The sequence below is a fragment of the Roseivivax marinus genome (genome assembly GCF_900109705.1).
In the GTDB taxonomy this organism is placed as follows: domain Bacteria; phylum Pseudomonadota; class Alphaproteobacteria; order Rhodobacterales; family Rhodobacteraceae; genus Roseivivax; species Roseivivax marinus.
Genome location: NZ_FOAI01000003.1, coordinates 245,361 through 270,700, shown reverse-complemented (window position 1 = coordinate 270,700; position 25,340 = coordinate 245,361). Strand labels below are relative to the sequence as shown.

The following is a 25,340-nucleotide window of genomic DNA, read 5'->3' as shown; positions in this document are numbered from 1 at the left end:
CTCTGTCAGCGCATTTCTTCCATCGGGGTTACGCCAAGGATACCCAAGCCGGCCGAAATGACAACCGACACCGCCCGCGCCAGCGCGATTTTCGACTGGCTGTGCTTCGGGTCGTCCTCCTGCAGGAAACGCAGCGTCGGCTCGTCGTTGCCGCGGTTCCACAGCGCATGCAGATCCGATGCCAGATCGTAGAGGAAAAAGGCCACGCGGTGCGGCTCGTGCCCCTTCGCGGCGATCTCGACCAGACGCGGCCACTCGGCCAGTTTCTTCGCGACAGCCAGCTCGGCCTCGTGGGTCAGACCCGAGAGGTCCGCTGCGGCAAGTACGGGATCCTCCACGTCGATCCCGGCCTCGCGGGCCTTGCGCAGAACCGAGTGCACCCGCGCGTGGGCGTACTGCACGTAGAAGACCGGGTTTTCCTTCGACTGCTCCAGCACCTTGTCGAAGTCGAAATCGAGCGGCGCGTCGTTCTTGCGCGTCAGCATCACGAAGCGGGTCACGTCCGGGCCCACCTGGTCGACCACGTCGCGAAGCGTGATGAACGTGCCCGCGCGCTTGGACATCTTGAACGGCTCACCGTTCTTGTAAAGCTTCACCAGCTGGCAAAGCTTGATGTCGAGCGGCACGCGGCCCTCGGACAGCGCCGAAACCGCCGCCTTCATCCGCTTGACGTAGCCGCCGTGATCGGCGCCGAAGACGTCGATCAGGTGGTCGTAACCGCGGCCGATCTTGTCCCAGTGATAGGCGATATCGGGGGCAAAGTAGGTCCACGCGCCATCCGACTTCATGATCGGCCGGTCGACGTCGTCGCCATGCGCGGTCGACCGGAAGAGCGTCTGCTCGCGCGGTTCCCAGTCCTCGGGCGTCTTGCCCTTGGGCGGCTCGAGCGTGCCGCGGTAGATCAGGTCACGCCCCCGAAGCGTCTCGATCGCCTCCTCGATCCGGCCCGTGCCGTAGAGCGACTTTTCCGAGAAGAACTCGTCCATCTCGACGCCGAGAAGCCGCAGGTCCTCGCGGATCAGGTCCATCATCTTCTCGGTGGCGAAGGCGCGCGCCTTGTCGAGCCAGACGTCCTCGGGCTGGTCGACCCAGGCGTCGCCGACCTCGTCCTTCAGGGCTTCGCCGACCTCGATCAGGTACTCGCCGGGATAGGTTCCGTCGGCGAACTCCACCTCGTGCCCATGCGCCTCGAGGTAGCGCAGGTAGACCGACCGCGCGAGCACGTCGACCTGAGCGCCACCGTCGTTGATGTAATATTCCCGCGTCACCTCGTGGCCGGCGTAATCCAGCAGCGATGCCAGCGCGTCGCCGAAGACCGCGCCGCGGGTGTGGCCCACGTGCAGCGGCCCGGTCGGGTTGGCCGAGACATACTCCACGTTCACCTTGCGGCCGGCCCCCATGGCCGACCGGCCGTAGTCGGCGCCCTCGGTCAGCACGGTGCGCGCCACCTCCTGCCAGACCGCCGTGGCGAGCCGCAGGTTGATGAAGCCCGGACCGGCGACCTCGGCGCTTTCGATGCGCGGGTCCTCGGCCAGACGGGGCGCCAGCGCCTCTGCGATATCGCGCGGCTTGCGGCCGGCGGGCTTGGCCAGCACCATCGCGGCGTTGGTCGCCATGTCGCCATGCAGCGGGTCTCGCGGCGGCTCGACCGTCACCGGCCCGAGGTCGAGCCCCTCGGGCAGCGTGCCGTCCGCCTGCAGATCCCCGATCGCCCGTGTCACGAGCGTGCCGATGTCGGTGAAGAGGTTCATCCCGGTGTCCTGTTGCCTGATCGCGCGCGGTCTAGCCCTGCCCCGGTCCGGGGTCAATCGACGCGGTGGCCTCGGACCGGGGGCCTACGCCGAGGCGCGCCGCTCCTTTCGCGCCGGGGCCAGGGCGATCAAGTGGACGCCCTCGCCCTTCTCGACGTCATCCTCAGGACCGACGAAGCGCAGGCCACCGGCCTCGGAATACTGGCCGAGCGGCACCGCGTCCGGGTGCTCCGCGCGCCAGGCATCAAGGTCGAACTGCTCGGACAACCGCGTCGTGCGCACCTCCCAACCTTCGGCCAGCCGCGCCTCGACCTGGTAGAAGGTTTCGTCGGGGCCGATGGGACGGCCGCCCAGGGTTGCGGGCAGCGCGTGGCGGCGCGAGCTGTCGCGCGAACGGCGCAGCTGGTAGACCTTCTCTCGTCCGAACTCGGGGGCGAGGTCGGTGGTCACAAGCGTGTTGTAGGCGTCGTTGTCGCTGGCGGCGATAACCATCTCGTAGCGCACGAGGTCGAGCCTGTGCTCGGCTTCCTCGGACAGCACGTCGCCGAAGAACGTCTCGATCCCCGCCTCCCGGGCGCGCCGCAGGTGGGCGTGGTTCGGATCGGCGATCATCACCGGCAGGTCGAGCTTGTCGAGAGCGCGCGCCAGCGCCAGCGAGAACGCGGAGCCGCCGACGATCAGCACGCCCGGCCGCGTCGCCGCCGTGAGTTTCAGCGCGCGGGCCAGGGGACCGAGGGCGAAGCCGTGCAGCACCACCGTCGCGCCCACGAGCGCGAAGGCGAGCGGCGCGATGCGGGCACCGTCCGCGACGCCGATCTCGGCCAGCCGTTCGCCGAAAAGACCCGCGACCGCGACCAGCACAACCCCGCGCGGGCCGGTCAGCGCCACCAGCAACCGTTCGGCCCAGGGCACCGGGGAGCCGATCAGGGACACGAGCACCGCCAGCGGTCGGGCGATCAGCACGACGGCCGCGACGAACAGCACCGCGCGCCAGTCGAGCGCGGCCAGCGTGGCGCGGTCCATGTTGGCGGCGAGCAGGATGAAGACGCCCGACACCAGCAGCACGGTCGCGTGCTCCTTGAAGCGGCGCAGCTCGACATAGGACGGCAGCTCGACGTTCGCGATCCAGAGCCCCATGAGCGTGACCGCCAGCAGGCCGGACTCATGCAGGACCGAGTCCGAGACCGCGAAGACCAGCAGGACCGACCCGAACAGCACCGGCACCTTCATGTATTCCGGCACACGTCCCGTGGCGAAGGCCCGCGCGAGGCCCCAGCCCGCCGCGAGCCCCAGTGCCGAGGCCACGCCGATCCCGATCGCGAAGTCGAGCGCCGCGTGCCCTGCCCCTGCGGACGTGTTCAGCACAAGCACGACCTCGAAGGCCAGCACCGCCGCCAGGGCGCCGACCGGATCGTTGACGATCGCCTCCCATTGCAGAAGCGCGGCGGGACGGCGCCTGAGCCGCGCCTGCCTCAGAAGCGGCGCGATCACCGTGGGGCCGGTGACGATCATGATGCCGCCGAAGACCGAGGACGTCGCCCAGTCGAGCCCGGCCACGTAGTGCAGCGCCGCCGCGGACGCCGCCCATCCGAGTGGCGCGCCGATAATCACCAGGCGTCGCACGCCGGCGGCCGCATCGGCAAGGCTGCGGACGTTCAGGCTCAGACCTCCCTCGAACAGGATGATGGCCACCGCGATGGCGACAAGCGGCTGCAGAAGGTCCCCGAAATCACGTGACGGATCCAGAAGGCCGAGGCCCGGACCGACGGCAAGGCCCGCCGCCAGCATCAGCACGATGGCCGGCATACGCAGCCGCCACGCCAGCCACTGGGAGCCGACGCCAAGCGCGCCGACGAGCGCGAATCCGAGAACGGGGTCGAGGCCGGTGGCCGCGGCAGTCGCCATGCGCGGGGATCCTTTCTGGGCTGGGCGAGAACGCTTACAGCCGGTCTAGCACCCCGACGGCAAAAGGCGAGGGTCGGGGTCGCGAACGTGTGCGTGCCGTGGGATCGGCGCCCCGCGCCGGGGGCGCTCAGGTCGCGTCTGCCAGCACGTCGCGGCCGGTGAGCCGGGCGTGGCTCTGAAGTGCGAAGCGGTCGGTCATGCCGGCGATGTAGTCGGCGACATGGCGCGCGATGGCGGTCTCGTCCGCCGCCTCGGCGATATCGGCCTGCCAGCGATCGGGCATGAGATCGGGGCGCGCAAGGTAGATCGGGAAAAGCTCTTCGACCGCCTGCGTGACCTGCGCGCGCTGCGCCATGACGCTGGGCGCGCGATACATCCGTCCGAACAGAAAGGCGCGGACCTCGCGCAGGTCCTCGAACATCCCGTCCGAGAACACGATGACCGGCCGCCCGAGATGTCGCACCGCCGCCGCGCTGTCCGGCGACGCGGCCTCGAGGCGGGCGCGCGACGTGTCGATCACGTCCGAGACCATCGCGCCGAAGACGCGTCGCAAGGCTTCGTGCCGCCGGCGCGACCGGTCCAGCCCCGGATACAGCCGGTCGACCTCGGCATAGGCCGGACCGACGATGGGCAGCGCGGCGATGTCGTCCTCGGTGAAAAGGCCCGCCCGCAAACCATCGTGCAAATCGTGGTTGTTGTAGGCGATGTCGTCGGACAAAGCGGCCACCTGCGCCTCTGCCCCGGCATGCGTGCCGAGTTCGAGGTCGTGCCGGGCGTCGTATTCCGCCAGGGCGTAGGGCAGATCGCCCTCGACCGGGCCATTGTGCTTGGCGATCCCCTCGAGCGTCTCCCACGTCAGGTTCAGTCCGTCGAACTCGGCGTAGTGGCGCTCCAGCCTGGTGACGATCCGCACGGTCTGTGCGTTATGATCGAACCCGCCGTAGGGCGCCATCAGCGCGTCGAGGGCGTCCTCGCCGGTATGGCCGAAGGGCGTGTGGCCGAGGTCGTGCGCCAGCGCCACCGCCTCGGTCAGGTCGGTGTCGAGCCCGAGCGCGTTGGCGATCGTGCGCGCCACCTGCGCGACCTCGATGGAATGGGTCAGGCGCGTGCGGAAGAAGTCGCCCTCATGCTCGACGAAGACCTGCGTCTTGTGCTTGAGCCGGCGAAACGCCGAGGCGTGGATGATGCGGTCGCGGTCGCGCTGGAAACACGAGCGGAAGGCGCTTTCCTCTTCCGGAAACAGCCGCCCGCGCGATTGCGCGGGATTGCTCGCATACGCGGCCTTGCCCAATGGATGTCCCTTCCGCCTCTGCGCCCGTCTTGTGGGGCGTCGCTGCGGCCCATATATTGCAGGCAATCCGCGATGGAAACTGGTTCCGGGGGTCCTCCTATGCAACTGCCACCGAAAGTCACCGACCGCGCCTTCGCCCGTCTCAACGAGATCGGCGCAGCGAAGGACGGACGTGCCCTGCGCGTCGCCGTCGAGGGCGGCGGATGCTCGGGCTTCCAGTACGACATCCGCCTGGATGCCCCCGAGGATGGCGATCTGGTCCTCGAAGGCCAGGGCGAGAAGGTCGTCGTGGACGAGGTGTCCCTGCCCTTCCTCGAGAACGCCGTCATCGACTTCACCGAAGAGCTGATCGGCGCGCGCTTCGTGATCGAGAACCCCAACGTCGCCAGCGCGTGCGGCTGCGGCACCAGCTTCGCGATGTAAGACTGCACCGGGCGCTTGCGCCCGGCTCGCGTCGCGTCATACGTTCCGGGCGGCCACGACATCCGGAGACGCGGCGATGCTGAATTTCCTGAAATTCGTACGTCGCGGCGGCGCCAACGCAGCACCGGGCGCGGCGCCCGTGGCGCCTGCCCTTGCGCGCGTGCCCGATGGCCTCACCGTCGAAAACGACGTGCTGATCGGCGCCAATGACCGGCTCTACATCTATCAGGGCGCCCACAAGATCTGGGACCAGGCGCGGGGCGCCCGACCGATCCCACAAGAGGCGATCGACGCCTTCGATGCGAACCTCCGGAGCAGGCGCGCGGCCTGCGAGGGGCGCAAGATCCCGTGGTGCCATCTTCTCGCTCCCGACAAACAGACGGTCGCCCACGCGGACTACCCTCTCGACGAGGTACACAGCGTCGGGCGAACCATCGACGCGAGCGCGCGGGACTGCCTGTGGCCGGCTGATCATCTCGGGGCGGACGACTACTACCTCACCGACAGCCACTGGTGCCCCTCGGGTCAGGTCATCGTCGCGGGCCTGCTGCTGGAGCGCTGGGGCCTCGACCGCGCGGTTCTCGACGCGCGCGACCTGCCGGGTCGTATGAAGATCCGCGGGTTTCACGGCGACCTCGGCGTCAAGCTCGACCCCAAGCGCAAGGAGCGGGTGGCAATGCTGCCGCCCAACCCGAAGATCAGCCGCGCCTCGAACGGGATCGAGAAAACCGGAAACGAAGGCATTGTCGAGGTTCTGACCAACCGGGACCCGTGCGTCCGCCAGACGCTGCTGGCCTTCGGTGACTCGTTTACCCGCGTGATGCTGCCGGTGCTGTCCGAGATCTTCGAGGTCGTCGTCTTCTGCCGCACACGCTACCTGCACCCGGAGGTGCTGGACATGGTGCGACCGGACGTCTGTTTGACGCAGAACCTCGAACGCTACTTTGCCACCACCGACGCCGACGAGAATGCCGTCCCGTTCTTTATGGTGCCCCACCACAAGGGCCGCAGCCCGGCCTATACGCCCGAGTCGCTCGACATCGTGACCGCGGCGTTCTCGCATGGCAGCCCGCGCCACGCGGCGCTGCTGGAGCGGTTGCGCTGAGGCCCCTTTCGGGCGGCGCGCGGGTGCCCTAGAACCGGGGCGCACCCGCCGCCCGCATCCCGTCCCAGCCCCGGAAAGGCCCGCCCATGAAGATCGCGACCTTCAACATCAACGGCGTCAAGGCGCGGATCGCGACGCTCCTGGACTGGCTCGACCGGTCCGAGGCCGACGCCGTGCTGCTGCAGGAGATCAAGTCCGTCGACGAGGCCTTCCCCCGCGCCGAGATCGAGGATCGCGGCTGGAATGTGGAGACCCACGGCCAGAAGGGCTTCAACGGCGTGGCGATCCTGTCGCGCAGCCCGCTCGAGGACGTCACGCGTGGCCTGCCGGGCGACGACGGCGATGAACAGGCCCGCTGGATCGAGGGCACGCTGGTGGGCGAAACCCACGCGGTGCGGCTCTGCGGGCTCTACCTGCCGAACGGGAACCCGGTCGAGTTCGACGCGGGCGGGCGCCCGGAACGGACCGGCAAGTACGGCTACAAGCTCGACTGGATGGACCGTCTGCACGCCCGCGCCGCGGCGCTGATGGCGGCCGAGGCGCCGGCGGTTCTGGCCGGTGACTACAACGTGATCCCGCAAGCCGAAGACGCGGCCAAGCCTGCACAGTGGGAGACGGACGCGCTTTTCCTGCCGGACACGCGGATGGCGTTCCGGCGCATCCTCAATCTGGGCTTCACCGAGGCGTTCCGCGCCCGGCATCGCGGTCCCGGCCATTACACGTTCTGGGACTACCAGGCGGGGGCGTGGGACAAGAACAACGGCATCCGCATCGACCACGCGCTGCTGACGCCCGAGGCAGCGGATCTGCTGCGCGACGTGGGGATCGACCGCGAGGAACGCGGCCGCGAGAAGCCGTCGGATCACGTGCCGCTCTGGATCGACCTCGCGGCCTGAGCCTACCCTACGACCGGCCCGCCCGGCCCGCGCCGGTCCCTTGTGCGGGGCCCGCGCATTCCTTACATTTCCCAACAATACCGGAACGGAGCAGCACTACATGGCCATCGAGGCGCAAGAGATCGAGACCCTCATCCGCGACGCCTTTCCCGACGCGAAGATCACCATCACCGACCTTGCCGGCGACGGGAACCACTACGCCGCCGAGGTCATCGACGAGAGCTTCCGCGGGAAGAACCGCGTCCAGCAGCAGCGTGCGGTCTACGCGGCGCTCGAGGGCAAGATGGACGGCTCGCAGGGCGAGCTGCACGCGCTTGCTTTGACCACGAAGGTCCCGGAATGAGCTTGGTTCTCGTCCTGACGGCAGGTCTCGCCGGGATCGCGGGCCTTGCCGCCGCCCTGCCCCGGCCCGAGCGCGCGACAGCCGCGGCCCCGGCCCGCCAACCGCGATCGTCGCGCCGCTGACGCGGCCCCGGCGACAGATTCGACATTCAGAAAGGCTCTGACGACATGACCACCACCGACGCACAGACCCAGATCGAAGAAACCGTGAAGGCCAACGACGTGGTGCTCTTCATGAAGGGCACCAAGACCATGCCGCAGTGCGGGTTCTCCAGCCGCGTCGCGGGCGTCCTGAACTACATGGGCGTGGAATATGCCGACGTGAACGTGCTGTCCGACGACGGCATCCGCCAGGGCATCAAGGATTATTCCGACTGGCCGACGATCCCGCAGCTCTATGTGAAGGGCGAATTCGTCGGTGGCTGCGACATCATCACCGAGATGACGCTCTCGGGCGAGTTGGACCAGCTGTTCGAGCAGAACGGCGTGACCTTCGACAAGGACGCGGCCGACAAGATCCGTCAGGCCAACGGCTGAGACGTCCCTGCGTCGCGCGGCCCCTCGGGCGCGCGCGACGTCGCGGTTTTACGGCGTTCCGCATGCACGGTGCGCCGGACCGGCATCGACGGCGGCGGTCCGCAACGCGGCCCCACCTCTACCCTCACCCCTGCTTTTCCTTGCAATCCGAGTAGATCACCGTCTCCTCGCCGGTCGCACCGTCGCGCCAGAAAAGCTGTGCGGTGTCGCCCTTGCTCCACCAGATGTAGTGCGAGCCGTCCGACGGCCATCCGTAGCGCGCGCCGGACCCGCTGCGTTCGACCTCCAGCGTGACAAGCGCGCCTTCCACCGACAGGATCGCAATCGCCGGCTCCACGCCATTCACGTAGACCACGGGGATCTCGACGCCGCGCTCGCAGGCATAGCGCGCGGATTGCCAGTCCCGAGCCACGGCCGGCTCTGCCGCGAGCAGGCAAAGCGCCGCCGCGGAGCCAGCCAAGACCCTCATTTCCCGGCCTTTTCCTCGACCTCTTCGGCCAGTGCCTCGGCGCGGGCGGCAAGCTCGGCCATGGTATCGGCAACGCCTGCGGGCAGGACTGGCACCTCGATGCGTTCGGGTTCGGGCGCCTCGGGAGAGGGCGCGTTCTGAAGCCGCGCGATCTCGTCCAGAAGCGCGGCCTCCCGGGCCTCGGCGGCCTTGGCGCGGTCCTCGAGACCGGCGGTCTTGTCGGCCAGCATCAGCCCCGCCATCAACAGCATCCGCGCCTCGGGCACCCGTCCCATTTGGTCCACGAGAACCGAAGCCTCGGTGTCGAGCATGGCAGCGGCGGAGAGCAGGAACTCCTCCTCGCCCTCCTGGCAGGCGACGGCGAAGGTGCGGCCCCCGATATTGACGTCGACTTCGGGCATCAGGCGCCCTCCTCTTCGGTCTGGCGGCGATCCTCGGCCTCGGTCAGGAGCGGCTCGAGCGCGGCAATCAGCGCGGCATTCTCGGCGAGGTCGGCGGCGCGCGCGGCGCGAATGCTTTCCAGTTCGGCCAGCATCGCCTTGTTGACGAGATGCGGCTCGCCGATCTGCTCGGCCAGCGCGCCGGTCAGTTCCTCGTTGGTGGCGCGCAGCTGGTCGTTGGCGCGCCGAAGTCGGCCAAGCTCGGCATCAAGCTGGGACAAAGCCTCGCGGCTCGCCGCGACCTGCTCGCGCAGCTCGGCCACCTGTCGCTCCTGCTTGTCGCGGATGCCGCGCACACGCTCTTCGAGCTGCGCGTTGGCGAGCCGCTCTTCTTCAAGCGCCTCGGTCAGGCGGGCGATCTCGCCGGTATCCGCGGCCGGCGCCTCAGGCTCCGGGGCCGCCTCCGGCGCGGTCTGCGGGCGGTCGAGCGCCTCGACACCCCGCGATATCCGCTCGAGCGCGGTGCCGATCCGGCTGTGCAAAGCGTCGATGTCGGTCATCGGTCCAGTCCCTTCTGCCCGCCGTGGCGGCCGTTCTTTCGCCGAACGCCACCCGACGCGTCATGGCGGGGCGGCGCTCGAATCGCGCCCCTGCGGCATGGCCCGGCAGCGTGGTCCGATGCAAGTCAGTCCGCCGTGGGCTGTCAAGGCATTAAGGCGCACGCTTGATCTTCGGCCCCGGCTTGGTAAGAGCGGGAGCAACGCCCGCACCTTCGCGCAAAGGACGACCCCTTGGTGGATATCGAGACGCTTCGCACCCGCAATCCCGATCACTGGATGGCCGCCGCGGCGATCCGGACCCTGACGCTCGACGCCGTGGCCGCGGCCAATTCGGGCCATTCCGGAATGCCCATGGGCATGGCCGACGTGGCGACCGTGCTCTATTCCAAGCACCTGAAATACGACGCGAGCGCACCGGACTGGCCCGACCGGGACCGGTTCATCCTGTCGGCGGGCCACGGGTCGATGCTGATCTATTCGCTGCTCTACCTCACCGGCGATCCCGAGATCACCCTCGACGAGATCAAGAACTTCCGGCAACTCGGCTCCCGGACGGCGGGTCACCCCGAGAACTTCCTCGCCCGCGGGATCGAGACCACGACCGGCCCCCTGGGCCAGGGCCTTGCCATGTCGGTGGGCTTCGCCATCGCCGAGGAGTCGCTGCGCGCGCGCTTCGGCAAGAAGCTGGTGGATCACAACACCTACGTCATCGCCGGTGACGGCTGCCTGATGGAGGGCGTGAGCCAGGAGGCGATCACGCTGGCCGGACGCCAGCAGCTCGGCAAGCTGGTGGTCTTCTGGGACAACAACCAGATCACCATCGACGGCAAGGTCGACATCGCGGACCGCACCGATCAGCCCAAGCGCTTCGAGGCTGCCGGCTGGCACGTGCAGGAGATCGACGGCCACGACCCCGAGGCCATCGACGCGGCGATCGCGGCGGCCAAGGCCGATCCGCGCCCGTCGATGATCGCCTGTGCGACGCACATCGCGCTCGGTCACGCGGCGCAGGACACGTCCAAGGGCCACGGCGCGCTGACCGACGGTCAGCAGCTGATCGACGCCAAGGAGCTCTACGGCTGGACCTCCGGCCCGTTCGAGGTGCCCGACGACGTGAAGTCGGCCTGGGAAGGCTGGGGCAAGCGCGGCGCCGGGGAGCACTCGGCATGGCAGGAGCGGCTTTCCGCCGCCTCGGCTTCGCGGCAGGCCGAGTTCCGCCGCACGCTCGAGGGCAGCACGCCCAAGAAGCTGTCGGCGACGATCAAGGCGCTGAAGAAGCAGACCTCTGAAAGCGCCCCCAAGGTCGCCACCCGCAAGGCATCCGAAAACGTGCTCGAGGTGCTGAACCCGATCCTGCCCGAAACCATCGGAGGCTCGGCGGACCTGACGGGGTCGAACAACACCAAGACGCCCGATCTCGGGGTGTTCGACATCGAGGACCGCAAGGGCCGCTACGTCTACTACGGCATCCGCGAGCACGGCATGGCCGCCGCGATGAACGGCATGGCGCTGCACGGCGGCATCCGGCCCTACGGCGGCACGTTCATGTGTTTCACCGACTATGCCCGGCCCGCCATGCGCCTTGCCGCGCTCCAGAAGGTGCCGACCGTGTTCGTGATGACCCATGACAGCATCGGTCTCGGCGAGGACGGCCCGACCCACCAGCCGGTCGAGCACCTCGCGATCAGCCGCGCGACGCCGAACACTCTGGTGTTCCGCCCCGCCGACACCATCGAGACCGCCGAGGCGTGGGAGCTGGCGCTGACCCAGTCGAGCCGCCCGTCGGTGCTGTCGCTGACCCGCCAGGGCCTCCCGACCGTTCGCACCGACCACAAGACCCGGAACCTCACCGCGCAGGGCGCATACGTCCTTGCCGAGGCCGAGGGCAAACGGCAGGCGATCCTGCTCGCCACCGGCTCAGAAGTGTCGCTGGCGCTGTCGGCGCGAGAGATGCTGCAAGCCGAGGGCATCGGCACCCGCGTCGTCTCGATGCCCTGCTGGGAGCTCTTCGAGGAGCAGGACGAGGCCTACCGCAAGCGGGTGCTGCCCGGCGGCCCCGTCCGCGTGGCGGTCGAGGCCGCGGCGCGCATGGGCTGGGACCGCTGGCTGTGTGGCGAGCGCGGCCGCGCGCAGAAGTCCGGTTTCGTCGGCATGGAGGGCTTCGGTGCCTCCGCTCCCGCCGAGGTCCTCTTCGAGCACTTCGGCATCACCGCCGAAGCCGTGGCGGGACGCGTGAAGGCCCTGCTGTGAGCCGGAACGCCTCCCCGTCCCTGCCCTCGCGGATCGTGTCGCGCCTGCGCGGCGCGAAGCGCCGGCTGTCGCCGCCGGACACGTCGCGCTACAAGCTCGTGGCGCCCACCGGCGGCGCGGGCGAAGGCAGCTTCGCCTTTCAACGCACGCTGATGACGGTCCGGCCCGACCTGATCGAGGAACGCCGCGGTTCGGAAACGCTGATCGTCTGCGGCGCCGCGCGCGGGATGACCTCGGCAGCGGCCCACGCGCTGTTCGAGCTGGACATGTTCCTGGGTGAGCGGCTTCAGAAGCACAACTTCGAGGACGTGGACCTGCGCCAGGCCATGCCCTCGAAAGAGCTCATGCGCGGCCCGCTGGCCGACCGCGCCGACTTTTGCCGGATCGTCGAAGAGCGCAACGCCAGATATGACCGCTGGGGCTTCAAGATTCCCCACGCGGTCGATCACCTGCCCGAGCTGACATCGACCCTGCGCAACCCGGTGGTGCTGCTGTGCGTGCGCAACCCCATCGGCACAGCGAAGTCGGTCGCGCAACGGTCCGAGACCGATTACGGCGGTCTCGAACGCCTGGTGCACTCTTCTCTCGCCTGGGTGCCGGCGTTGCAGTTCCTGCTGGCGGACCGCGGCGTGCCCGCGCTGATCGCCGACATGGACATCGTGCGCCGCCGGCCCGTGGCCTTCGTGCGCGACCTTGCCGAAACCTTCGGCCTCGACGGCGACATCGAGGGCATCGGCGCGCAGCTGTCCAAGCGCGGCTACAAGCTGACCGAGGCCAAACCCGGCATGGAGTTCGTCAGCCTCTCCGAGGTCTGACCCCCGCTCGGTCCACCCCGGCCTGACGACCATGTGATCGACAGGCCGGGGTGCGCCCTACCTCTCCCTCAGCACATCCAGAGGGAGACCACCATGCGATCCAGAGCGATCCTGATGGCCGGCGTCGCGGCGCTGTCCGCCGCCGCCTGCGCCCAAGCCCAGACATTCGAGCGCGGCACAAAGAACGCCGATTTCGAACCGGCCTTCGACAACCAGACCCGCGCTCCCCTTGTTGACAGCGACGTGTCGATGACCGTCGAGACGCTGGCCGACGGCCTCGTCCACCCCTGGGGGATCGAGGTTCTGCCCGACGACGCGGGCTACCTCGTCACCGAACGCCCCGGACGACTGCGCGTGGTCGCCCGAGACGGCACCCTGTCCGAGCCGATCTCGGGCGCGCCGGAGGTCGTCGCGCAGGGACAGGGCGGGCTTCTCGACGTGGCGCTCGCCCCCGATTTCGCCGAGAGTCGCCGCATCTACCTGTCCTACGCCAAGCCGGTGGACGATGGCCTCTCGGCCACCGCGGCAGCATATGCGACGCTGTCCGAGGACATGACAGCGCTCGAGAACCTCACAGACATCTTCGTGCAGGAACCGGGCTCGTCGGTCACCAAGCACTACGGCAGCCGGGTGGTCTTCGACGGCGAAGGCCATGTCTACGTCACCACGGGCGAGCATTCCTCGGACCGCACCCGCGTCTACGCGCAGGACCTCGACAAGACCTACGGCAAGGTCGTGCGCGTGACGCCCGAAGGCGAGACGCCGGAGGGCAACCCGTTCGCCGGGCAGGAAGACGCCATCGACACGATCTGGAGCTACGGGCACCGCAACGTGCAGGGAGCGACCATGCGCGACGGCCAGCTCTGGACGATCGAGCACGGCCCCCGCGGCGGCGACGAGCTGAACATGGTGGAGCCGGGTCTGAACTACGGATGGCCCGTGATCTCCTACGGCATCCGATACGGCGGCGGCGACATCGGCTCGGGCGAAGCCGTGCGCGAGGGCATGGAACAGCCGGTCTATTACTGGGACCCGGTGATCGCGCCCGGCGGAATGCTATCATACGACGGCAGCGCGTTCTCCGACTGGCAGGGCGATCTGCTGATCGGCTCGCTCTATCCCGGCGGCATCGTGCGCCTGTCGCTGGAAAACGACCGGGTGACCGAGGAAGAGCGGATGCACATGGACCTCGGCCGCGTCCGGGACGTGGAGGTCGACAGCGACGGTGGCCTCCTGGCGATCACCGATTACGAAGACGGCCGACTGGTGAAGATCACACCTGCAGAGTCGAGCTGACCGCTGGCCGGACGCCGGCCCCGGACGTGACAAGGCCTCGCCACCTCGGCGGGGCCTTTCGCGTTTCGATCAGACGCTTTGCTCGGCTCTGATCGCAAGCTGGACGTCCCTACCTCAGTGACCGCCGCTGTCGGCGGCTTTCTTGCCCCCGAAGACCGATGTCCAGAGCGGGCCGATAACCTTGCTGGCGAGCGGGATCAGGGCGAACCCCAGCGCCACGCCGAGGATGCCGTCGCAGGTGGCGGTCACGATCCACTCTACCGCGCCGTGCAGACCCTCCGGGAAGCCATGCGCCACCGACACCGCGATCTGGTGCACGATCTCTTCGGGCGCGTGCCAGCCGAGCTGTGCGAGCCCGTGGACGATGATCTGACCACCCACCCACAGCATCGCCGCGGTGCCGACCACCGAGAGGATCTTCATCACGATGGGCATGGCCTTCACGATCCCGCGCCCCAGACCGCGCCCGACCCCGGTCGCACCGTTCTCGGCCAGCCACAGGCCGATGTCGTCCATCTTCACCAGAAGCGCGACGGAGCCGTAGATCGCCACGGTGATGAGCACCGCCACCGCCGCCAATGTGCCCGCTTCCATCCAGAATCCCTGCTCGGGGATCGCGGACAGGGCGATGGTCATGATCTCGGCCGAGAGGATGAAGTCCGTCTTGATCGCGCCCTGCACCTTCTGCTCTTCCAGGTGCTGGTCGCTGAGCGCCTGCTTCTCGGGATCGGGCTTGTGATCTTCCTTGTGAAAGAACGCGTGGTGCAGCTTCTCGGCGCCCTCGAAACAGAGGTATGCCCCGCCCAGCATCAGAAGCGGCGGGATCGCCCACGGCGCGAAGGCCGAGAGCGCCAGCCCGACGGGCAGCAGGAAGACCATCTTGTTGAACAGCGAGCCGCGCGCGATCTTGGCGATGATCGGCAGCTCGCGCGCCGGAGGGAAGCCGGTCACGTATTTCGGCGTCACCGCCGCGTCGTCGATCATGGCGCCCGCGGCCTTGGAGCTGGCCTTGACCGCCCCCGCCGCCACGTCGTCCACAGATGCCGCTGCGACCTTGGCGATGGCCGCCACGTCGTCGAGTAGTGCGAGAAGTCCGCTCATCCTGCCCCTCCTTCGGGTCGCGGGCACGGTAGCCCGCTTCAGCCCCCGCGCAAGTCCCCAAGCCGGTAGCGCCCCGCCCCGTGCGCGGCAAGGCACAGGCAGCCGCCGGCGATGGCCCAGTTCTTGACGAAGATGCTCATCTGCCACGGGTCCGAGGGGATCAGGTGAAAGACGCTCGTCGCGGCGCAATACCCCGCCAGCATCGCGGCGGCGCTGCGGACCCGCCACCCCGCGATCAGCGCGAGCGCGGCCCCGAGGTTGAACGCCGCGGCGGGCCAGATCAGGACGCCCGGCAAGCCTCGATCGGTCAGCAGGGTCATGGCGGGCACGGGGTCCGCGACCTTCTGCACGAAGCCAGCGAGAAACAGCAGCGCGATCAGAACGCGCCCGACAAGGACGGCAAGGTCGGACATGGGCGATTCTCTCCCGGCCGGAAGGGCCGTCCGTTCGTTAGCGCAAACCGCGCCCCGGGGTTAGCGCCACCATGCGAGCGGTGTGAAAGTTTATCGCTAACATCATGAAGATATTGCCGAATTCGCTTTGCGCTGCGGCGCGGCGCGGGCTACCCGGTATCCAACCGCATACGAAACAAGAGGGACAGGTCATGACCGTCACGCTCGGGATCAACGGCTTCGGACGCATCGGCCGCTGCACGCTCGCCCACATCGCGGAAAGCGCGCGCAACGATGTCCAGGTCGTCAAGATCAACGCCACCGGCCCGATCGAGACGAATGCCCACCTGCTGCGCTACGACAGCATCCACGGCCGCTTTGGTGGCGATGTCCGCGTCGACGGCGACACGCTCGACCTCGGGCGCGGCCCGATGCAGGTGTCCTCGACCTACGACCCGCAGGAACTCGACTGGAGCGGTTGCGACGTGGTCCTGGAATGCACGGGCAAGTTCAACGACGGCCACCGCGCCGACGTGCACCTCGGCCGCGGCGCCCGCAAGGTGCTGATCTCGGCGCCCGCGAAGAACGTGGACCGCACCGTGGTCTACGGCGTGAACCACCGCGAGATGCTGGCCGAGGAGCGGATGATCTCCAACGGCTCGTGCACCACCAACTGCCTTGCGCCGCTGGCCAAGGTGCTGGACGAGGCGATCGGCATCGAGGGCGGGATCATGACCACGATTCACTCCTATACCGGCGACCAGCCGACGCTCGACCGCCGCCACGACGATCTCTACCGCGCCCGCGCGGCGGCGATGGCGATGATCCCCACCTCGACCGGCGCTGCGAAGGCCATCGGCGAGGTGCTGCCCGGGCTCGCCGGCAAGCTCGACGGCTCGGCGATTCGGGTGCCCACGCCCAATGTCTCGGCGGTGGACCTGACCTTCGAGGCCGGCCGCGACGTGACCGTTGAGGACGTGAACGAGGTGGTGCGCGAGGCGGCTGCCGGCCGCATGGGCGCGGTTCTCGCCTACGATCCCGAGCCCAAGGTCTCGGTCGACTTCAACCATACCACGGCCAGTTCGATCTTCGCGCCCGACCAGACCAAGGTCATCGGCCGCCGCCTCGTACGCGTGCTGGCATGGTACGACAACGAATGGGGCTTCTCGGCCCGCATGGCCGACGTCGCCAGCGCCATGGGCCGCCTGCTGCACTGACGGCCTCACGGTCGGGTGCGACGTGGCGCGCGCCCGACCGCGATCCTTCCAAGGCGTGCCGTCACTGCCCCAAGGCCAGCGCGTGCCAGCCCTTCTTCTCGTGCCAAGTACTCCGGGAGCGCGAGGGCAGCGCCCTCGCTCCGACCTCGCCGCCGGCAAGCCCCGGCTCAGTAGGTCGACAGCACCGGCCGCGCGCCGGTCTCGCGGGCGCGCTTGAAGGCGAAGACATCGCCGCGGGCGGCCCAGTCGTAGTCGGGATCCTCCGTCACCGGCGACCAGAATAGACGGCCACCCCAGCGCCACGGGTCGAGGATGATGCCCGACGTCCATGGCGCACCGGCGCGGGTGACGATCACGGTGGAGTGCTCGATCCGCAGGGCCTGATCGGCGTTGGCGATGGCGCGGTGGAGTTCCAGTCCAGGGGTGTCGAGCGTCTCGAGCCGCGCCTCGAGGTCATCCGCCCACTGGTAGCACAGACCACGAGGGCGCGTGCCGCTGTTCACCTTCATGTTGTGGATGATCGGCGGATCGGTGATCTGGTAGCTCTCGGCCAGTTGCAGCGGGTAGAGATAGGCCGTGCGTGCCGTCGCGGCGGCCTCTTCCGGGTCCACGTCCGCGCCCAGCGACAGGATCGCCTGCTCGAGCGCGGCGATCTCGGACGAGGTCGGCTCGGGCGGGCCGTTCTCGTAGCTCGGACCGCAGGCGGACAGCGCCGCGGCTCCCGTCACCATCACGAGCACCGCGCAGATCCGTCTCCAAGCCCGTCCCATGTCCGCTCGCCCCTTGTCTTTCGCGTGATTGCGATCAGAGCTAGCGCTGCGCCGTGCCGGTGTCGAGGCACCCGGTCGACGCCATCGCCGGGCGTGTCTAGGGTGCCCCGGACCACCCGGCCCGGAGGTATCCAGATGCGCCTGTTCCGCTCTTTCGCCGCCCTCGCGCTTGCCGCGGGGATCATCGCGGCGGCACCGCCACTCCAAGCGCAGGACCGCGCAGCGGTCGAGCGTCAATTCCGCGGCTGGCTGGAGGACACGGTCTGGCCGCGCGCCGACGCCGAGGGCGTGTCGCGCGGGACCTTCACGGACGCGACGGCAGGCATCACGCTCGACTGGGACCTGCCGGACCTCGTGCCGCCGGGATCGGCGCCGGCCGTGCCCGAGCGGCAACGCCAGTCCGAATTCGGGGCTCCGGCGCGCTATTTCACCCCGGGAGGCCTGTCCGCCGCAACCTCGGTCGGGCGCGAGATGGCGCGCCGCCATGCCGGTGCGCTCTCTGCGGCCGAACGGGCGACAGGCGTGCCGGGCCACATCGTCCTGGGCATCTGGGGCCGCGAGAGCGGTTACGGGCGCGCGTCGATCCCCCACGACGTGTTCCGCGTGCTCGGAACCAAGGGCTTCATGTCGACCCGCGCCGACTACTTCACCGACGAGCTGGTCGCCGCCCTGCGCATCGCCGAGGCCGGCCACGCCCCGGAAGGCGCGATGAAGTCGAGCTGGGCCGGGGCGCTCGGCCAGCCGCAATTCATGCCCACGAGCTTTCTCGAGCACGCCGCGGACGGCGACGGCGACGGGCGCGCGGACATCTGGCGGTCGGATGCCGACACGATCGCCTCGATCGCCGCCTACCTCGCGCATCACGGTTGGGTTGCGGGCCGAGACTGGGGCTTCGAGGTAGAGGTGCCGGCCTCGGTCTCCTGCGCGCTGGAAGGCCCGGACCAGGGCCGACCGATCCGCGAATGGGCCGACATGGGGGTCGCCCGCGTGTCGGGCCGCGCCTTTCCCGATCATGAACTGGCGGGCGAAGGCTACCTGATGATGCCGGCCGGACGGCTCGGACCCGCGTTCGTGGTCACGCCGAATTTCTACGTCCTCAAAGACTACAACATGAGCGATCTCTACGCGCTTTTCGTGGGCCACGTGGGCGACAGGATCGCCTACGGCTCGGGCAACTTCTCGGAGGATTGGCAGGACGTGGGGCGGATGCTGCGCTCGGACGTGGCGGACATCCAGAGCGGGCTCGTGGCGCAAGGGCACGACGTGGGCGGCGTCGACGGGCTGGCCGGGTTCAAGACCCGCCGTTCCATCGGGCGCTGGCAGGAGGCGCGCGGCGAACGGGCGACCTGCTTCCCGGCGCCCGGCATGGCCGAGGCGCTGCGCTGAGCGCCAGTCCGACGCTGACAACAACCGAAGCCGACAGATGACCCGGCGCGGCGTGCATGGTGCGCGTGTCCGAAGGTCGGCTGGCGCAAGACGCGCCCGGATCGTCGCCTCGCAGAGAGCCCCGGTCCGCACAGTTGGCCACCACAGACGTGCGGCCGGCGCTTGATGAGCCGGCGCATTTGCCTCCGACACGGCGACTTTCTCCCCCCTCTGTGACCATGTCACCGTCGATCTCACCCGCGCGCGCTATACAGAGGCCATAGCGATTCCCGCGGAGGATGAGATGACACGCAACATGGGACGTCTTGATCGTGGCGCGCGGCTCGTGGCCGCCGTCGTTCTCGCCTGGCTGGCCTTCGCGCTGCCGGTCCTCGCGGCCGGCGCGCTGCACTGGTTGGTGCTCGTCGTCGCGGCGGTGCTCGCGCTGACCGCGCTTCTGGGCAACTGCCCCCTCTATTCCGTGGCAGGTCTGCGCACCTGCCGCGACTGCTGAGCCCCGGAGGAGACCGCATCATGTCCGACACCAGACTTCACCCCGAGGTCACCGGCTTCTTCGATCCGGCGACCAACACGATCAGCTACGTGGTCAAGGACCCCGGCAGTGACGCCTGCGCCATCGTCGATTCGGTGATGGACATTGACTACGCCGCCGGCCGCATCTCCTACGACCATGCCGACGAGATCATCGCCTACATCCGCGACAAGGGCCTGAGCGTCGAGTGGCTGATCGAAACGCATGTCCACGCCGATCACCTTTCGGCCGCGCCCTATATCCAGGGCAAGTTGGGCGGCAAGCTCGGCATCGGGCGCAACATCACCGTGGTGCAGGACACCTTCGGCAAGGTGTTCAACGAGGGCACGGAGTTCCAGCGCGACGGCTCGCAGTTCGATCGGCTCTTCGACGACGGCGACACCTACAGCGTCGGCGCCATGGAGTGCCGCGCCATCCATACGCCGGGCCACACCCCGGCCTGCATGACCCATGTCATGGGCGATGCGGCCTTTGTCGGCGACACGCTGTTCATGCCCGATGGCGGTTCGGCGCGCGCGGATTTCCCCGGCGGCGACGCGGGCCAGCTTTACGACTCGATCCAGAAGGTGCTGGCCCTGCCGGACGAGACCCGGCTGTTCATGTGCCACGACTACGGCCCCAATGGCCGCGACATCCGGTGGGAGACCACCGTCGCCGACGAGAAGGCCCACAACATCCACGTGGGCGGCGGCAAGACCAAGGAAGAGTTCGTGAAGTTCCGCACCGAGCGGGACGCGCAGCTCGACATGCCGAAGCTCATCATCCCGTCGCTTCAGGTGAACATGCGCGGCGGAGAGCTGCCGCCCGCGGACGAGGACGGCAAGCGCTTCCTCAAGGTTCCGCTGAACGGTCTCTGACGTTCCCGCTTCCGTGACCACGGGCGGCCCTGCGATGCGGGGCCGCCCTTGCCCCACATCGTGCTGCCCCGGGAGGAGCGCCATGGACATCCGCAAGATCGACGACCGGCTGTCGGTCAGTCCCCAGATCACGGCCGACGACGTGACCGCGCTGGCCGCCGAGGGCTATCGCGCGATCATCTGCAACCGCCCCGACGGCGAAGGCTCCGACCAGCCCTCGTTCGAGGAGATCGAGCGCGCCGCGCACGAGAACGGCATGGAGGCGCGCTACATCCCCGTCACCTCCGGCATGGTCGAGGACGGTCACGCCCGCGCCTTCGACGCGGCGCTGCGCGAATTGCCGGGCCCGGTGCTGGCCTATTGCCGCTCGGGCACCCGTTCGGCGACACTGTGGTCCTTGGCCGAGGCCGAGGACCGCCCCCTGCCCGAGATCCTCGCGAAGACAAGGGCCGCGGGCTACGACATGTCCGGCGTCGCGCGCCGCATCGCCAATGGCGGCAAGACGCCCACCGACACCGGCGACGCGCACTACAAGGTGGTGATCGTCGGCGCGGGCGCAGGCGGTATCGCCGTCGCGGCCAGCCTCAAGGCGCGCAAGCCCGGTCTCGAAATCGCGGTGATCGACCCCGCCGACATCCACTACTACCAGCCCGGCTGGACCATGGTCGGCGGCGGCATCTTCGAGGCCTCCGACACCGCCAAGACAATGGGCAGCCTGATCCCCCGCGGCGTGCACTGGATCAAGGCCGCCGTCGCTGCCTTCGAGCCCGACCGCAACGCCGTCATCCTCGACGGCTGCCGGGTGGTGACCTACGACCGGATGATCGTCTGCCCGGGTCTCAAGCTCGACTGGCACAAGGTCGAAGGCCTGGTCGAGACGCTGGGCCGGAATGGCGTGACGTCGAATTACCGTTACGACCTGGCGCCTTACACGTGGGAGCTCGTGCAGCGCACGACCTCCGGCTCCGCGATCTTCACCCAGCCGCCCATGCCCATCAAGTGCGCCGGCGCGCCGCAGAAGGCGATGTATCTCTCGGCCGATCAATGGAACCGGACCGGGCGTCTAAAGAACATCGACATCCACTTCTGCAATGCCGGCGGCGTCCTCTTCGGCGTGAAGGACTACGTGCCCGCGCTCATGGAGTACGTGCGGAAATACGATGCCACCCTCGACTTCTTCCACAATCTCGTGGCGGTGGACGGCCCCGCGAAGACGGCGACCTTCGAGGTCACGGAGCCCGATGCGGAGCCACGCCGCGTGGAGATGGAGTTCGAGATGCTGCACGTCTGCCCGCCGCAGACGGCGCCGGACTTCATCCGTGTCTCGCCGCTGGCCGATGCCGCGGGCTGGGTCGATGTCGACCAGTCCACCCTGCGCCACAAGAGCTACGACAATATCTGGGCGCTCGGCGACGTGATGAACGCCCCGAACGCCAAGACCGCCGCGGCCGCGCGCAAGCAGGCGCCCACGGTGGCCGAGAACGTGATCGCCGACATTCGGGGCGTCGCGCCGAAGGCGCAATACGACGGCTACGGCTCGTGCCCGCTGACGGTCGAGCGCGGCAAGATCGTCTTGGCCGAATTCGGATACGGTGGCACCCTGAAGCCGTCCTTCCCGAAGTGGCTCATCGACGGCACCAAACCCACCCGCGCCGCATGGCTCCTGAAGGAAAGAATGCTGCCGCCGATCTACTGGCAGGCGATGCTGCGCGGCCGGGAATGGATGGCAAAGCCCGAGCCGCTGAAGGTCGCGGCGGAGTGACACTGGACTGTCGGGCCGCGGCGCCCGACGCTCCCACGCCCCACGGAGACCCCCATGATCCGCTTTCTTTCGATCCCGGTCCTCGGCCTCGGCCTTGCCGGCGCCGCCCCGGCGCAGGACGCGTCGCCCTATGCCGGTCAGGACACGCGCGCCATCGCCGGGCTGTCGGAGGAGCGGACCGAGGGCCTGCGCACGGGCGCCGGTCTCGGCTATGCCCGCGCGGCCGAACTGAACGGCTGGCCGGGGCCGCTGCACGTGCTCGAACTGGCGGATGAGCTGTCGCTCGACGCGCGGACGCGCGACGCGGTCGAGGCGATCCGGCAGGACATGCTCGCCGTCGTCCGGCCCCTCGGCGAGGCACTGATCGCCGCCGAGGCCGACCTCGACGCGCTGTTCTCGGGCGACACTGCCCCTTCGCCGGACGACGTCACGCGGGCCACCGCGCGCATCGGCGCCGTCGAAGGCGATCTCCGAGCAGCCCACCTCGCCGCGCATCTGCACACGGCGCCCCTGCTCGACCGGCACCAGACCATGCTCTACGCCCGGGCGCGGGGCTACGAGACCGACCATTCCGGGCCGGGCCACCAGCACGGCCAGTGAGGATCACCTGAATGCCCCGCACCCTCAGCCGCTACCTGCCCATCCTCGACTGGGGACGGCGCTACGACCGCTCGGCGCTGACCAACGACATGATCGCGGCGGTGATCGTGACGATCATGCTGATCCCGCAATCGCTGGCCTACGCGCTGCTCGCGGGCCTGCCGCCCGAGGCCGGCATCTACGCCTCGATCGCGCCGATCCTGCTTTACGCGATCTTCGGGACCTCGCGCGCGCTGGCCGTGGGTCCGGTCGCGGTGGTGTCGCTTCTCACCGCCTCGGCGGTGGGCCAGGTCGCCGAACAGGGCACGGCGGGATATGCGGTCGCGGCCCTGACGCTGGCCGGACTCTCGGGCGGGTTCCTCGTCCTTCTGGGCGTCTTCCGGCTGGGCTTTCTGGCGAACTTCCTCAGTCACCCGGTGATCGCGGGCTTCATCACGGCCTCGGGGATCCTGATCGCCACCAGCCAGCTCAAGCATATCCTCGGCGTCGAGGCGCACGGTCACACGCTGATCGAGATGGTGGGATCGCTGCTGTCGCACCTGGGCGGGATCAACCCGATCACCGTGGTCATCGGCGTCGCCGCGACCGCTTTCCTGTTCTGGGTCCGGCGCGGGCTCAAGCCGCTGCTGCGCCGCATGGGTGCGGGGCCGCTCGCAGCCGACATCGCGACCAAGGCCGGGCCCGTGGCGGCGGTCGTGGTGACCACGCTGGCGGTCTGGGCCCTCGGACTGGCCGACCGGGGCGTGGCCGTCGTGGGTTCGGTGCCGCAGGCGCTGCCGCCGCTGACCATGCCGGGCCTCTCGGCCGACCTTGTCCGGCAGTTGCTGATCCCGGCAATCCTGATCTCGGTGATCGGCTTCGTGGAGTCGATCTCGGTCGCGCAGACGCTGGCCGCCAAGAAGCGCCAGCGCATCGATCCCGACCAGGAACTTATCGGCCTCGGCGCCGCAAACCTCGGCGCGGCCTTCACCGGCGGCTATCCCGTCACCGGCGGGTTCGCGCGCTCGGTGGTGAACTTCGACGCGGGCGCCGAAACGCCCGCCGCCGGCGCCTTCACCGCGGCAGGCCTCGCCATCGCCGCAGTGGCGTTGACGCCGCTGGTCTACTACCTGCCGAACGCCACGCTGGCGGCGACCATCGTGGTCGCGGTCCTGAGCCTCGTCGACCTGTCGATCCTGCAAAAGACCTGGAGCTATTCCCGCGCCGACTTCGCCGCGGTCGCCGCCACGATCCTGCTGACCCTGACCATGGGTGTCGAGATCGGCGTCGCCTCCGGCGTGATCCTGTCGGTCCTGCTGCACCTCTGGACCACCTCGCGCCCACACGTGGCCGAGGTCGGGCTGGTGCCCGGCACGCACCACTTCCGCAACATCGACCGCCACGATGTCCACACCGATCCGCGCGTCCTGACGCTGCGCATCGACGAAAGCCTCTACTTCGTCAACGCGCGCTTCCTCGAGGACCTGGTGCAGGACCGCGTGACCGAAGGCTGCGAGGTGCAGCACGTGGTCCTGATGTGCTCCGCGGTGAACGCCATAGACTACTCCGCGCTCGAGAGCCTCGAGGCGGTGAACCATCGGCTGGCCGACATGAACGTCGGCCTGCACCTCTCGGAAGTGAAGGGACCGGTGATGGACCGGCTCAAGACGACGCACTTCCTCGACCAGTTGAACGGGCGCGTGTTCCTGTCGCAATACGACGCCTGGACAGCACTGGCGCAGCGGCCCGACCGGGCCGACGCCGCAGAATGAACCGGAGACTACCTGCATGAGCATCCCCCATTCCGTCAGCCCCTCGCGCGGCCCCGGCAGCCCGAAGGTCGTCGGCTTCTACGACAAGGCCAGCGGCAGCTGCCAGTACATCTGCATCGACGAGGCGACGTCCAGATGCGCGCTGATCGACGTGGTGCTCGACTTCAACCCGGCCCGTGCGCGCACCTCGACCGAAAGCGCCGACTGGGCGCTGGACTGGATCGCGCGGGAAGGTCTCACGCTCGAGTGGATCCTCGACACCCATCCCCATGCCGACCACATGATGGCGTCCTCCTACCTCAAGGAGAAGACCGGCGTGCAGACCGCCATCGGCGAGAAGGTGCGCGAGATCGCGGGCCTCTGGCGCGACTTCTACCACGAACCTGACGCCTTCGATGTGGATTCCGACTTCGACCGTCTCTTCGCCAAGGGCGACACGTTCCGCATCGGCGATCTCGACGCGACAGTCCTGCTGTCCCCGGGTCACACCTTGGGGTCGATCACCTACGTGGTGGGCGATGCGATCTTCGCGCACGACACCTTCATGCAGCCCGACAGCGGCACGGCCCGGGCGGACTTCCCCGGCGGATCGGCGGCGATGCTCTACGACTCGCTGATGGAGATTCTGTCCTACCCCGACGAGCACCGCATCTTCATCGGCCACGACTACGGTGCCGAGGGCCGCGACGATCCCGCCTGGGAAAGCACCGTGGCCGAGCAGAAGGCCCACAACACCCATCTCGGCGGCGGCGTGTCGAAGGAGAAATACGTCGAAGTGCGCGAGGCCCGCGACGCCACCCTGAACCTGCCCGACCGGATGCTGCACGCCCTTCAGGTCAACCTGCGCGGCGGCCGCCTGCCCGCTCCCGAGGCGGACGGCAACAGCTACTTCAAGATTCCCGCAAACCGCTTCTGAGCGGGCGGCCCGGCCTCGCCCGCCTTGGGCGGGGCC

Annotated in this window: 26 protein-coding genes; 17 read left to right on the top strand and 9 right to left on the bottom strand. The window is 68.8% G+C overall.

Annotated features, from left to right (window positions below):
- Positions 1 to 5: 5 nt before the first annotated feature.
- The 3 genes from argS to BMX29_RS05695 all read right to left on the bottom strand — a co-directional run bounded on the left by argS (position 6) and on the right by BMX29_RS05695 (position 4,947).
- Positions 6 to 1,751: an arginine--tRNA ligase gene (gene argS, locus BMX29_RS05705; protein WP_092811108.1), complete on the bottom strand. Its 1,746-nt coding sequence runs from the start codon at positions 1,749 to 1,751 to the stop codon at positions 6 to 8.
- Between the two features lie 84 nt (positions 1,752 to 1,835).
- Complete coding sequence (locus tag BMX29_RS05700) at positions 1,836 to 3,656, bottom strand: cation:proton antiporter (protein ID WP_092811106.1); 1,821 nt, start codon at positions 3,654 to 3,656, stop codon at positions 1,836 to 1,838.
- Between the two features lie 127 nt (positions 3,657 to 3,783).
- Entirely contained in the window at positions 3,784 to 4,947 is a 1,164-nt protein-coding gene (locus BMX29_RS05695; protein ID WP_092811104.1) for a deoxyguanosinetriphosphate triphosphohydrolase, read from the bottom strand.
- 99 nt (positions 4,948 to 5,046) lie between these two features.
- Between BMX29_RS05695 and BMX29_RS05690 the strand changes: the two genes are divergently transcribed.
- From BMX29_RS05690 to grxD, 6 genes are all read left to right on the top strand, one after another.
- Positions 5,047 to 5,370 (top strand): HesB/IscA family protein, encoded by a 324-nt coding sequence (locus BMX29_RS05690; protein WP_043841130.1) that lies wholly within the window; start codon positions 5,047 to 5,049, stop codon positions 5,368 to 5,370.
- 76 nt (positions 5,371 to 5,446) lie between these two features.
- Complete coding sequence (locus BMX29_RS05685; RefSeq protein WP_092811102.1) at positions 5,447 to 6,475, top strand: alginate O-acetyltransferase AlgX-related protein; 1,029 nt, start codon at positions 5,447 to 5,449, stop codon at positions 6,473 to 6,475.
- 86 nt (positions 6,476 to 6,561) lie between these two features.
- Positions 6,562 to 7,371 (top strand): exodeoxyribonuclease III, encoded by an 810-nt coding sequence (xth, locus tag BMX29_RS05680; RefSeq protein ID WP_043841126.1) that lies wholly within the window; start codon positions 6,562 to 6,564, stop codon positions 7,369 to 7,371.
- Between the two features lie 100 nt (positions 7,372 to 7,471).
- Complete coding sequence (locus BMX29_RS05675) at positions 7,472 to 7,714, top strand: BolA/IbaG family iron-sulfur metabolism protein (RefSeq protein ID WP_092811100.1); 243 nt, start codon at positions 7,472 to 7,474, stop codon at positions 7,712 to 7,714.
- A complete protein-coding gene (locus tag BMX29_RS19745) occupies positions 7,711 to 7,836 on the top strand; it encodes a hypothetical protein (protein WP_280513610.1) in 126 nt (41 codons plus the stop codon). Before BMX29_RS05675 ends, BMX29_RS19745 begins: the two co-directional genes overlap by 4 nt.
- A gap of 45 nt (positions 7,837 to 7,881) precedes the next feature.
- A complete protein-coding gene (gene grxD / locus BMX29_RS05670) occupies positions 7,882 to 8,250 on the top strand; it encodes a Grx4 family monothiol glutaredoxin (protein ID WP_043841122.1) in 369 nt (122 codons plus the stop codon).
- A gap of 124 nt (positions 8,251 to 8,374) precedes the next feature.
- On the opposite strand, the gene BMX29_RS05665 is transcribed toward grxD, so the two are convergent.
- Genes BMX29_RS05665 through BMX29_RS05655 form a run of 3 tightly spaced genes read right to left on the bottom strand, consistent with a single transcriptional unit; the run spans position 8,375 to position 9,659 of the window.
- On the bottom strand, positions 8,375 to 8,710 hold the full coding sequence (locus BMX29_RS05665) for an MliC family protein (RefSeq protein ID WP_175471136.1): 336 nt from the start codon (positions 8,708 to 8,710) through the stop codon (positions 8,375 to 8,377).
- Between the two features lie 5 nt (positions 8,711 to 8,715).
- Entirely contained in the window at positions 8,716 to 9,120 is a 405-nt protein-coding gene (locus BMX29_RS05660) for a cell division protein ZapA (RefSeq protein ID WP_092811097.1), read from the bottom strand.
- Positions 9,120 to 9,659: a hypothetical protein gene (locus tag BMX29_RS05655; RefSeq protein ID WP_043841117.1), complete on the bottom strand. Its 540-nt coding sequence runs from the start codon at positions 9,657 to 9,659 to the stop codon at positions 9,120 to 9,122. Before BMX29_RS05655 ends, BMX29_RS05660 begins: the two co-directional genes overlap by 1 nt.
- Before the next feature lie 234 nt (positions 9,660 to 9,893).
- Between BMX29_RS05655 and tkt the strand changes: the two genes are divergently transcribed.
- The 3 genes from tkt (at position 9,894) to BMX29_RS05640 (ending at position 14,020) form a co-directional block, all read left to right on the top strand.
- Positions 9,894 to 11,909 (top strand): transketolase, encoded by a 2,016-nt coding sequence (tkt, locus tag BMX29_RS05650; RefSeq protein ID WP_092811298.1) that lies wholly within the window; start codon positions 9,894 to 9,896, stop codon positions 11,907 to 11,909.
- Entirely contained in the window at positions 11,906 to 12,724 is an 819-nt protein-coding gene (locus BMX29_RS05645) for a hypothetical protein (protein WP_092811095.1), read from the top strand. The genes tkt and BMX29_RS05645 overlap by 4 nt, the downstream gene beginning before the upstream one ends.
- A gap of 93 nt (positions 12,725 to 12,817) precedes the next feature.
- Entirely contained in the window at positions 12,818 to 14,020 is a 1,203-nt protein-coding gene (locus BMX29_RS05640) for a PQQ-dependent sugar dehydrogenase (protein ID WP_092811093.1), read from the top strand.
- Positions 14,021 to 14,134: 114 nt separating this feature from the next.
- Here BMX29_RS05640 and BMX29_RS05635 read toward each other — a convergent pair whose 3' ends face one another.
- Positions 14,135 to 15,121, bottom strand: coding sequence for a DUF808 domain-containing protein (locus BMX29_RS05635; RefSeq protein WP_092811091.1), 987 nt, complete (start codon positions 15,119 to 15,121; stop codon positions 14,135 to 14,137).
- A gap of 38 nt (positions 15,122 to 15,159) precedes the next feature.
- A complete protein-coding gene (locus BMX29_RS05630) occupies positions 15,160 to 15,534 on the bottom strand; it encodes a DoxX family protein (RefSeq protein WP_092811089.1) in 375 nt (124 codons plus the stop codon).
- 191 nt (positions 15,535 to 15,725) lie between these two features.
- On the opposite strand from BMX29_RS05630, the gene gap reads away from it, so the two are divergent.
- Positions 15,726 to 16,730 (top strand): type I glyceraldehyde-3-phosphate dehydrogenase, encoded by a 1,005-nt coding sequence (gene gap, locus BMX29_RS05625; RefSeq protein ID WP_043841108.1) that lies wholly within the window; start codon positions 15,726 to 15,728, stop codon positions 16,728 to 16,730.
- A 167-nt stretch (positions 16,731 to 16,897) separates the two neighbouring features.
- On the opposite strand, the gene BMX29_RS05620 is transcribed toward gap, so the two are convergent.
- Entirely contained in the window at positions 16,898 to 17,500 is a 603-nt protein-coding gene (locus BMX29_RS05620) for a hypothetical protein (protein WP_092811087.1), read from the bottom strand.
- Positions 17,501 to 17,635: 135 nt separating this feature from the next.
- On the opposite strand from BMX29_RS05620, the gene BMX29_RS05615 reads away from it, so the two are divergent.
- The 7 genes from BMX29_RS05615 to BMX29_RS05585 all read left to right on the top strand — a co-directional run bounded on the left by BMX29_RS05615 (position 17,636) and on the right by BMX29_RS05585 (position 25,304).
- Positions 17,636 to 18,886: a lytic murein transglycosylase gene (locus BMX29_RS05615; protein WP_092811085.1), complete on the top strand. Its 1,251-nt coding sequence runs from the start codon at positions 17,636 to 17,638 to the stop codon at positions 18,884 to 18,886.
- Between the two features lie 283 nt (positions 18,887 to 19,169).
- Positions 19,170 to 19,379: a YgaP family membrane protein gene (locus BMX29_RS05610; RefSeq protein WP_043841104.1), complete on the top strand. Its 210-nt coding sequence runs from the start codon at positions 19,170 to 19,172 to the stop codon at positions 19,377 to 19,379.
- A gap of 20 nt (positions 19,380 to 19,399) precedes the next feature.
- Positions 19,400 to 20,275: an MBL fold metallo-hydrolase gene (locus BMX29_RS05605; protein ID WP_092811083.1), complete on the top strand. Its 876-nt coding sequence runs from the start codon at positions 19,400 to 19,402 to the stop codon at positions 20,273 to 20,275.
- A gap of 82 nt (positions 20,276 to 20,357) precedes the next feature.
- Positions 20,358 to 22,037, top strand: coding sequence for a bifunctional protein tyrosine phosphatase family protein/NAD(P)/FAD-dependent oxidoreductase (locus BMX29_RS05600; protein WP_092811081.1), 1,680 nt, complete (start codon positions 20,358 to 20,360; stop codon positions 22,035 to 22,037).
- A gap of 54 nt (positions 22,038 to 22,091) precedes the next feature.
- The gene (locus BMX29_RS05595) at positions 22,092 to 22,637 is read left to right on the top strand and encodes a hypothetical protein (RefSeq protein WP_092811079.1); all 546 of its coding nucleotides are present in this window, start codon (positions 22,092 to 22,094) and stop codon (positions 22,635 to 22,637) included.
- 11 nt (positions 22,638 to 22,648) lie between these two features.
- Positions 22,649 to 24,388, top strand: a complete 1,740-nt coding sequence (locus BMX29_RS05590; protein ID WP_092811077.1) for a SulP family inorganic anion transporter — start codon at positions 22,649 to 22,651, stop codon at positions 24,386 to 24,388.
- A 16-nt stretch (positions 24,389 to 24,404) separates the two neighbouring features.
- The gene (locus BMX29_RS05585) at positions 24,405 to 25,304 is read left to right on the top strand and encodes an MBL fold metallo-hydrolase (protein WP_092811075.1); all 900 of its coding nucleotides are present in this window, start codon (positions 24,405 to 24,407) and stop codon (positions 25,302 to 25,304) included.
- Positions 25,305 to 25,340: the final 36 nt, after the last annotated feature.

Excerpts from the sequence above, each read along its gene's own strand:
- argS (WP_092811108.1), bottom strand. The coding sequence starts at position 1,751 with ATGAACCTCTTCACCGACATCGGCACGCTCGTGACACGGGCGATCGGG.
- BMX29_RS05700 (WP_092811106.1), bottom strand. The coding sequence starts at position 3,656 with ATGGCGACTGCCGCGGCCACCGGCCTCGACCCCGTTCTCGGATTCGCG.
- BMX29_RS05690 (WP_043841130.1), top strand. The coding sequence starts at position 5,047 with ATGCAACTGCCACCGAAAGTCACCGACCGCGCCTTCGCCCGTCTCAAC.
- BMX29_RS05685 (WP_092811102.1), top strand. The coding sequence starts at position 5,447 with ATGCTGAATTTCCTGAAATTCGTACGTCGCGGCGGCGCCAACGCAGCA.
- xth (WP_043841126.1), top strand. The coding sequence starts at position 6,562 with ATGAAGATCGCGACCTTCAACATCAACGGCGTCAAGGCGCGGATCGCG.
- BMX29_RS05675 (WP_092811100.1), top strand. The coding sequence starts at position 7,472 with ATGGCCATCGAGGCGCAAGAGATCGAGACCCTCATCCGCGACGCCTTT.
- BMX29_RS19745 (WP_280513610.1), top strand. The coding sequence starts at position 7,711 with ATGAGCTTGGTTCTCGTCCTGACGGCAGGTCTCGCCGGGATCGCGGGC.
- grxD (WP_043841122.1), top strand. The coding sequence starts at position 7,882 with ATGACCACCACCGACGCACAGACCCAGATCGAAGAAACCGTGAAGGCC.
- BMX29_RS05660 (WP_092811097.1), bottom strand. The coding sequence starts at position 9,120 with ATGCCCGAAGTCGACGTCAATATCGGGGGCCGCACCTTCGCCGTCGCC.
- BMX29_RS05655 (WP_043841117.1), bottom strand. The coding sequence starts at position 9,659 with ATGACCGACATCGACGCTTTGCACAGCCGGATCGGCACCGCGCTCGAG.
- BMX29_RS05640 (WP_092811093.1), top strand. The coding sequence starts at position 12,818 with ATGCGATCCAGAGCGATCCTGATGGCCGGCGTCGCGGCGCTGTCCGCC.
- BMX29_RS05635 (WP_092811091.1), bottom strand. The coding sequence starts at position 15,121 with ATGAGCGGACTTCTCGCACTACTCGACGACGTGGCGGCCATCGCCAAG.
- BMX29_RS05630 (WP_092811089.1), bottom strand. The coding sequence starts at position 15,534 with ATGTCCGACCTTGCCGTCCTTGTCGGGCGCGTTCTGATCGCGCTGCTG.
- gap (WP_043841108.1), top strand. The coding sequence starts at position 15,726 with ATGACCGTCACGCTCGGGATCAACGGCTTCGGACGCATCGGCCGCTGC.
- BMX29_RS05620 (WP_092811087.1), bottom strand. The coding sequence starts at position 17,500 with ATGGGACGGGCTTGGAGACGGATCTGCGCGGTGCTCGTGATGGTGACG.
- BMX29_RS05615 (WP_092811085.1), top strand. The coding sequence starts at position 17,636 with ATGCGCCTGTTCCGCTCTTTCGCCGCCCTCGCGCTTGCCGCGGGGATC.
- BMX29_RS05610 (WP_043841104.1), top strand. The coding sequence starts at position 19,170 with ATGACACGCAACATGGGACGTCTTGATCGTGGCGCGCGGCTCGTGGCC.
- BMX29_RS05605 (WP_092811083.1), top strand. The coding sequence starts at position 19,400 with ATGTCCGACACCAGACTTCACCCCGAGGTCACCGGCTTCTTCGATCCG.
- BMX29_RS05600 (WP_092811081.1), top strand. The coding sequence starts at position 20,358 with ATGGACATCCGCAAGATCGACGACCGGCTGTCGGTCAGTCCCCAGATC.
- BMX29_RS05595 (WP_092811079.1), top strand. The coding sequence starts at position 22,092 with ATGATCCGCTTTCTTTCGATCCCGGTCCTCGGCCTCGGCCTTGCCGGC.
- BMX29_RS05590 (WP_092811077.1), top strand. The coding sequence starts at position 22,649 with ATGCCCCGCACCCTCAGCCGCTACCTGCCCATCCTCGACTGGGGACGG.
- BMX29_RS05585 (WP_092811075.1), top strand. The coding sequence starts at position 24,405 with ATGAGCATCCCCCATTCCGTCAGCCCCTCGCGCGGCCCCGGCAGCCCG.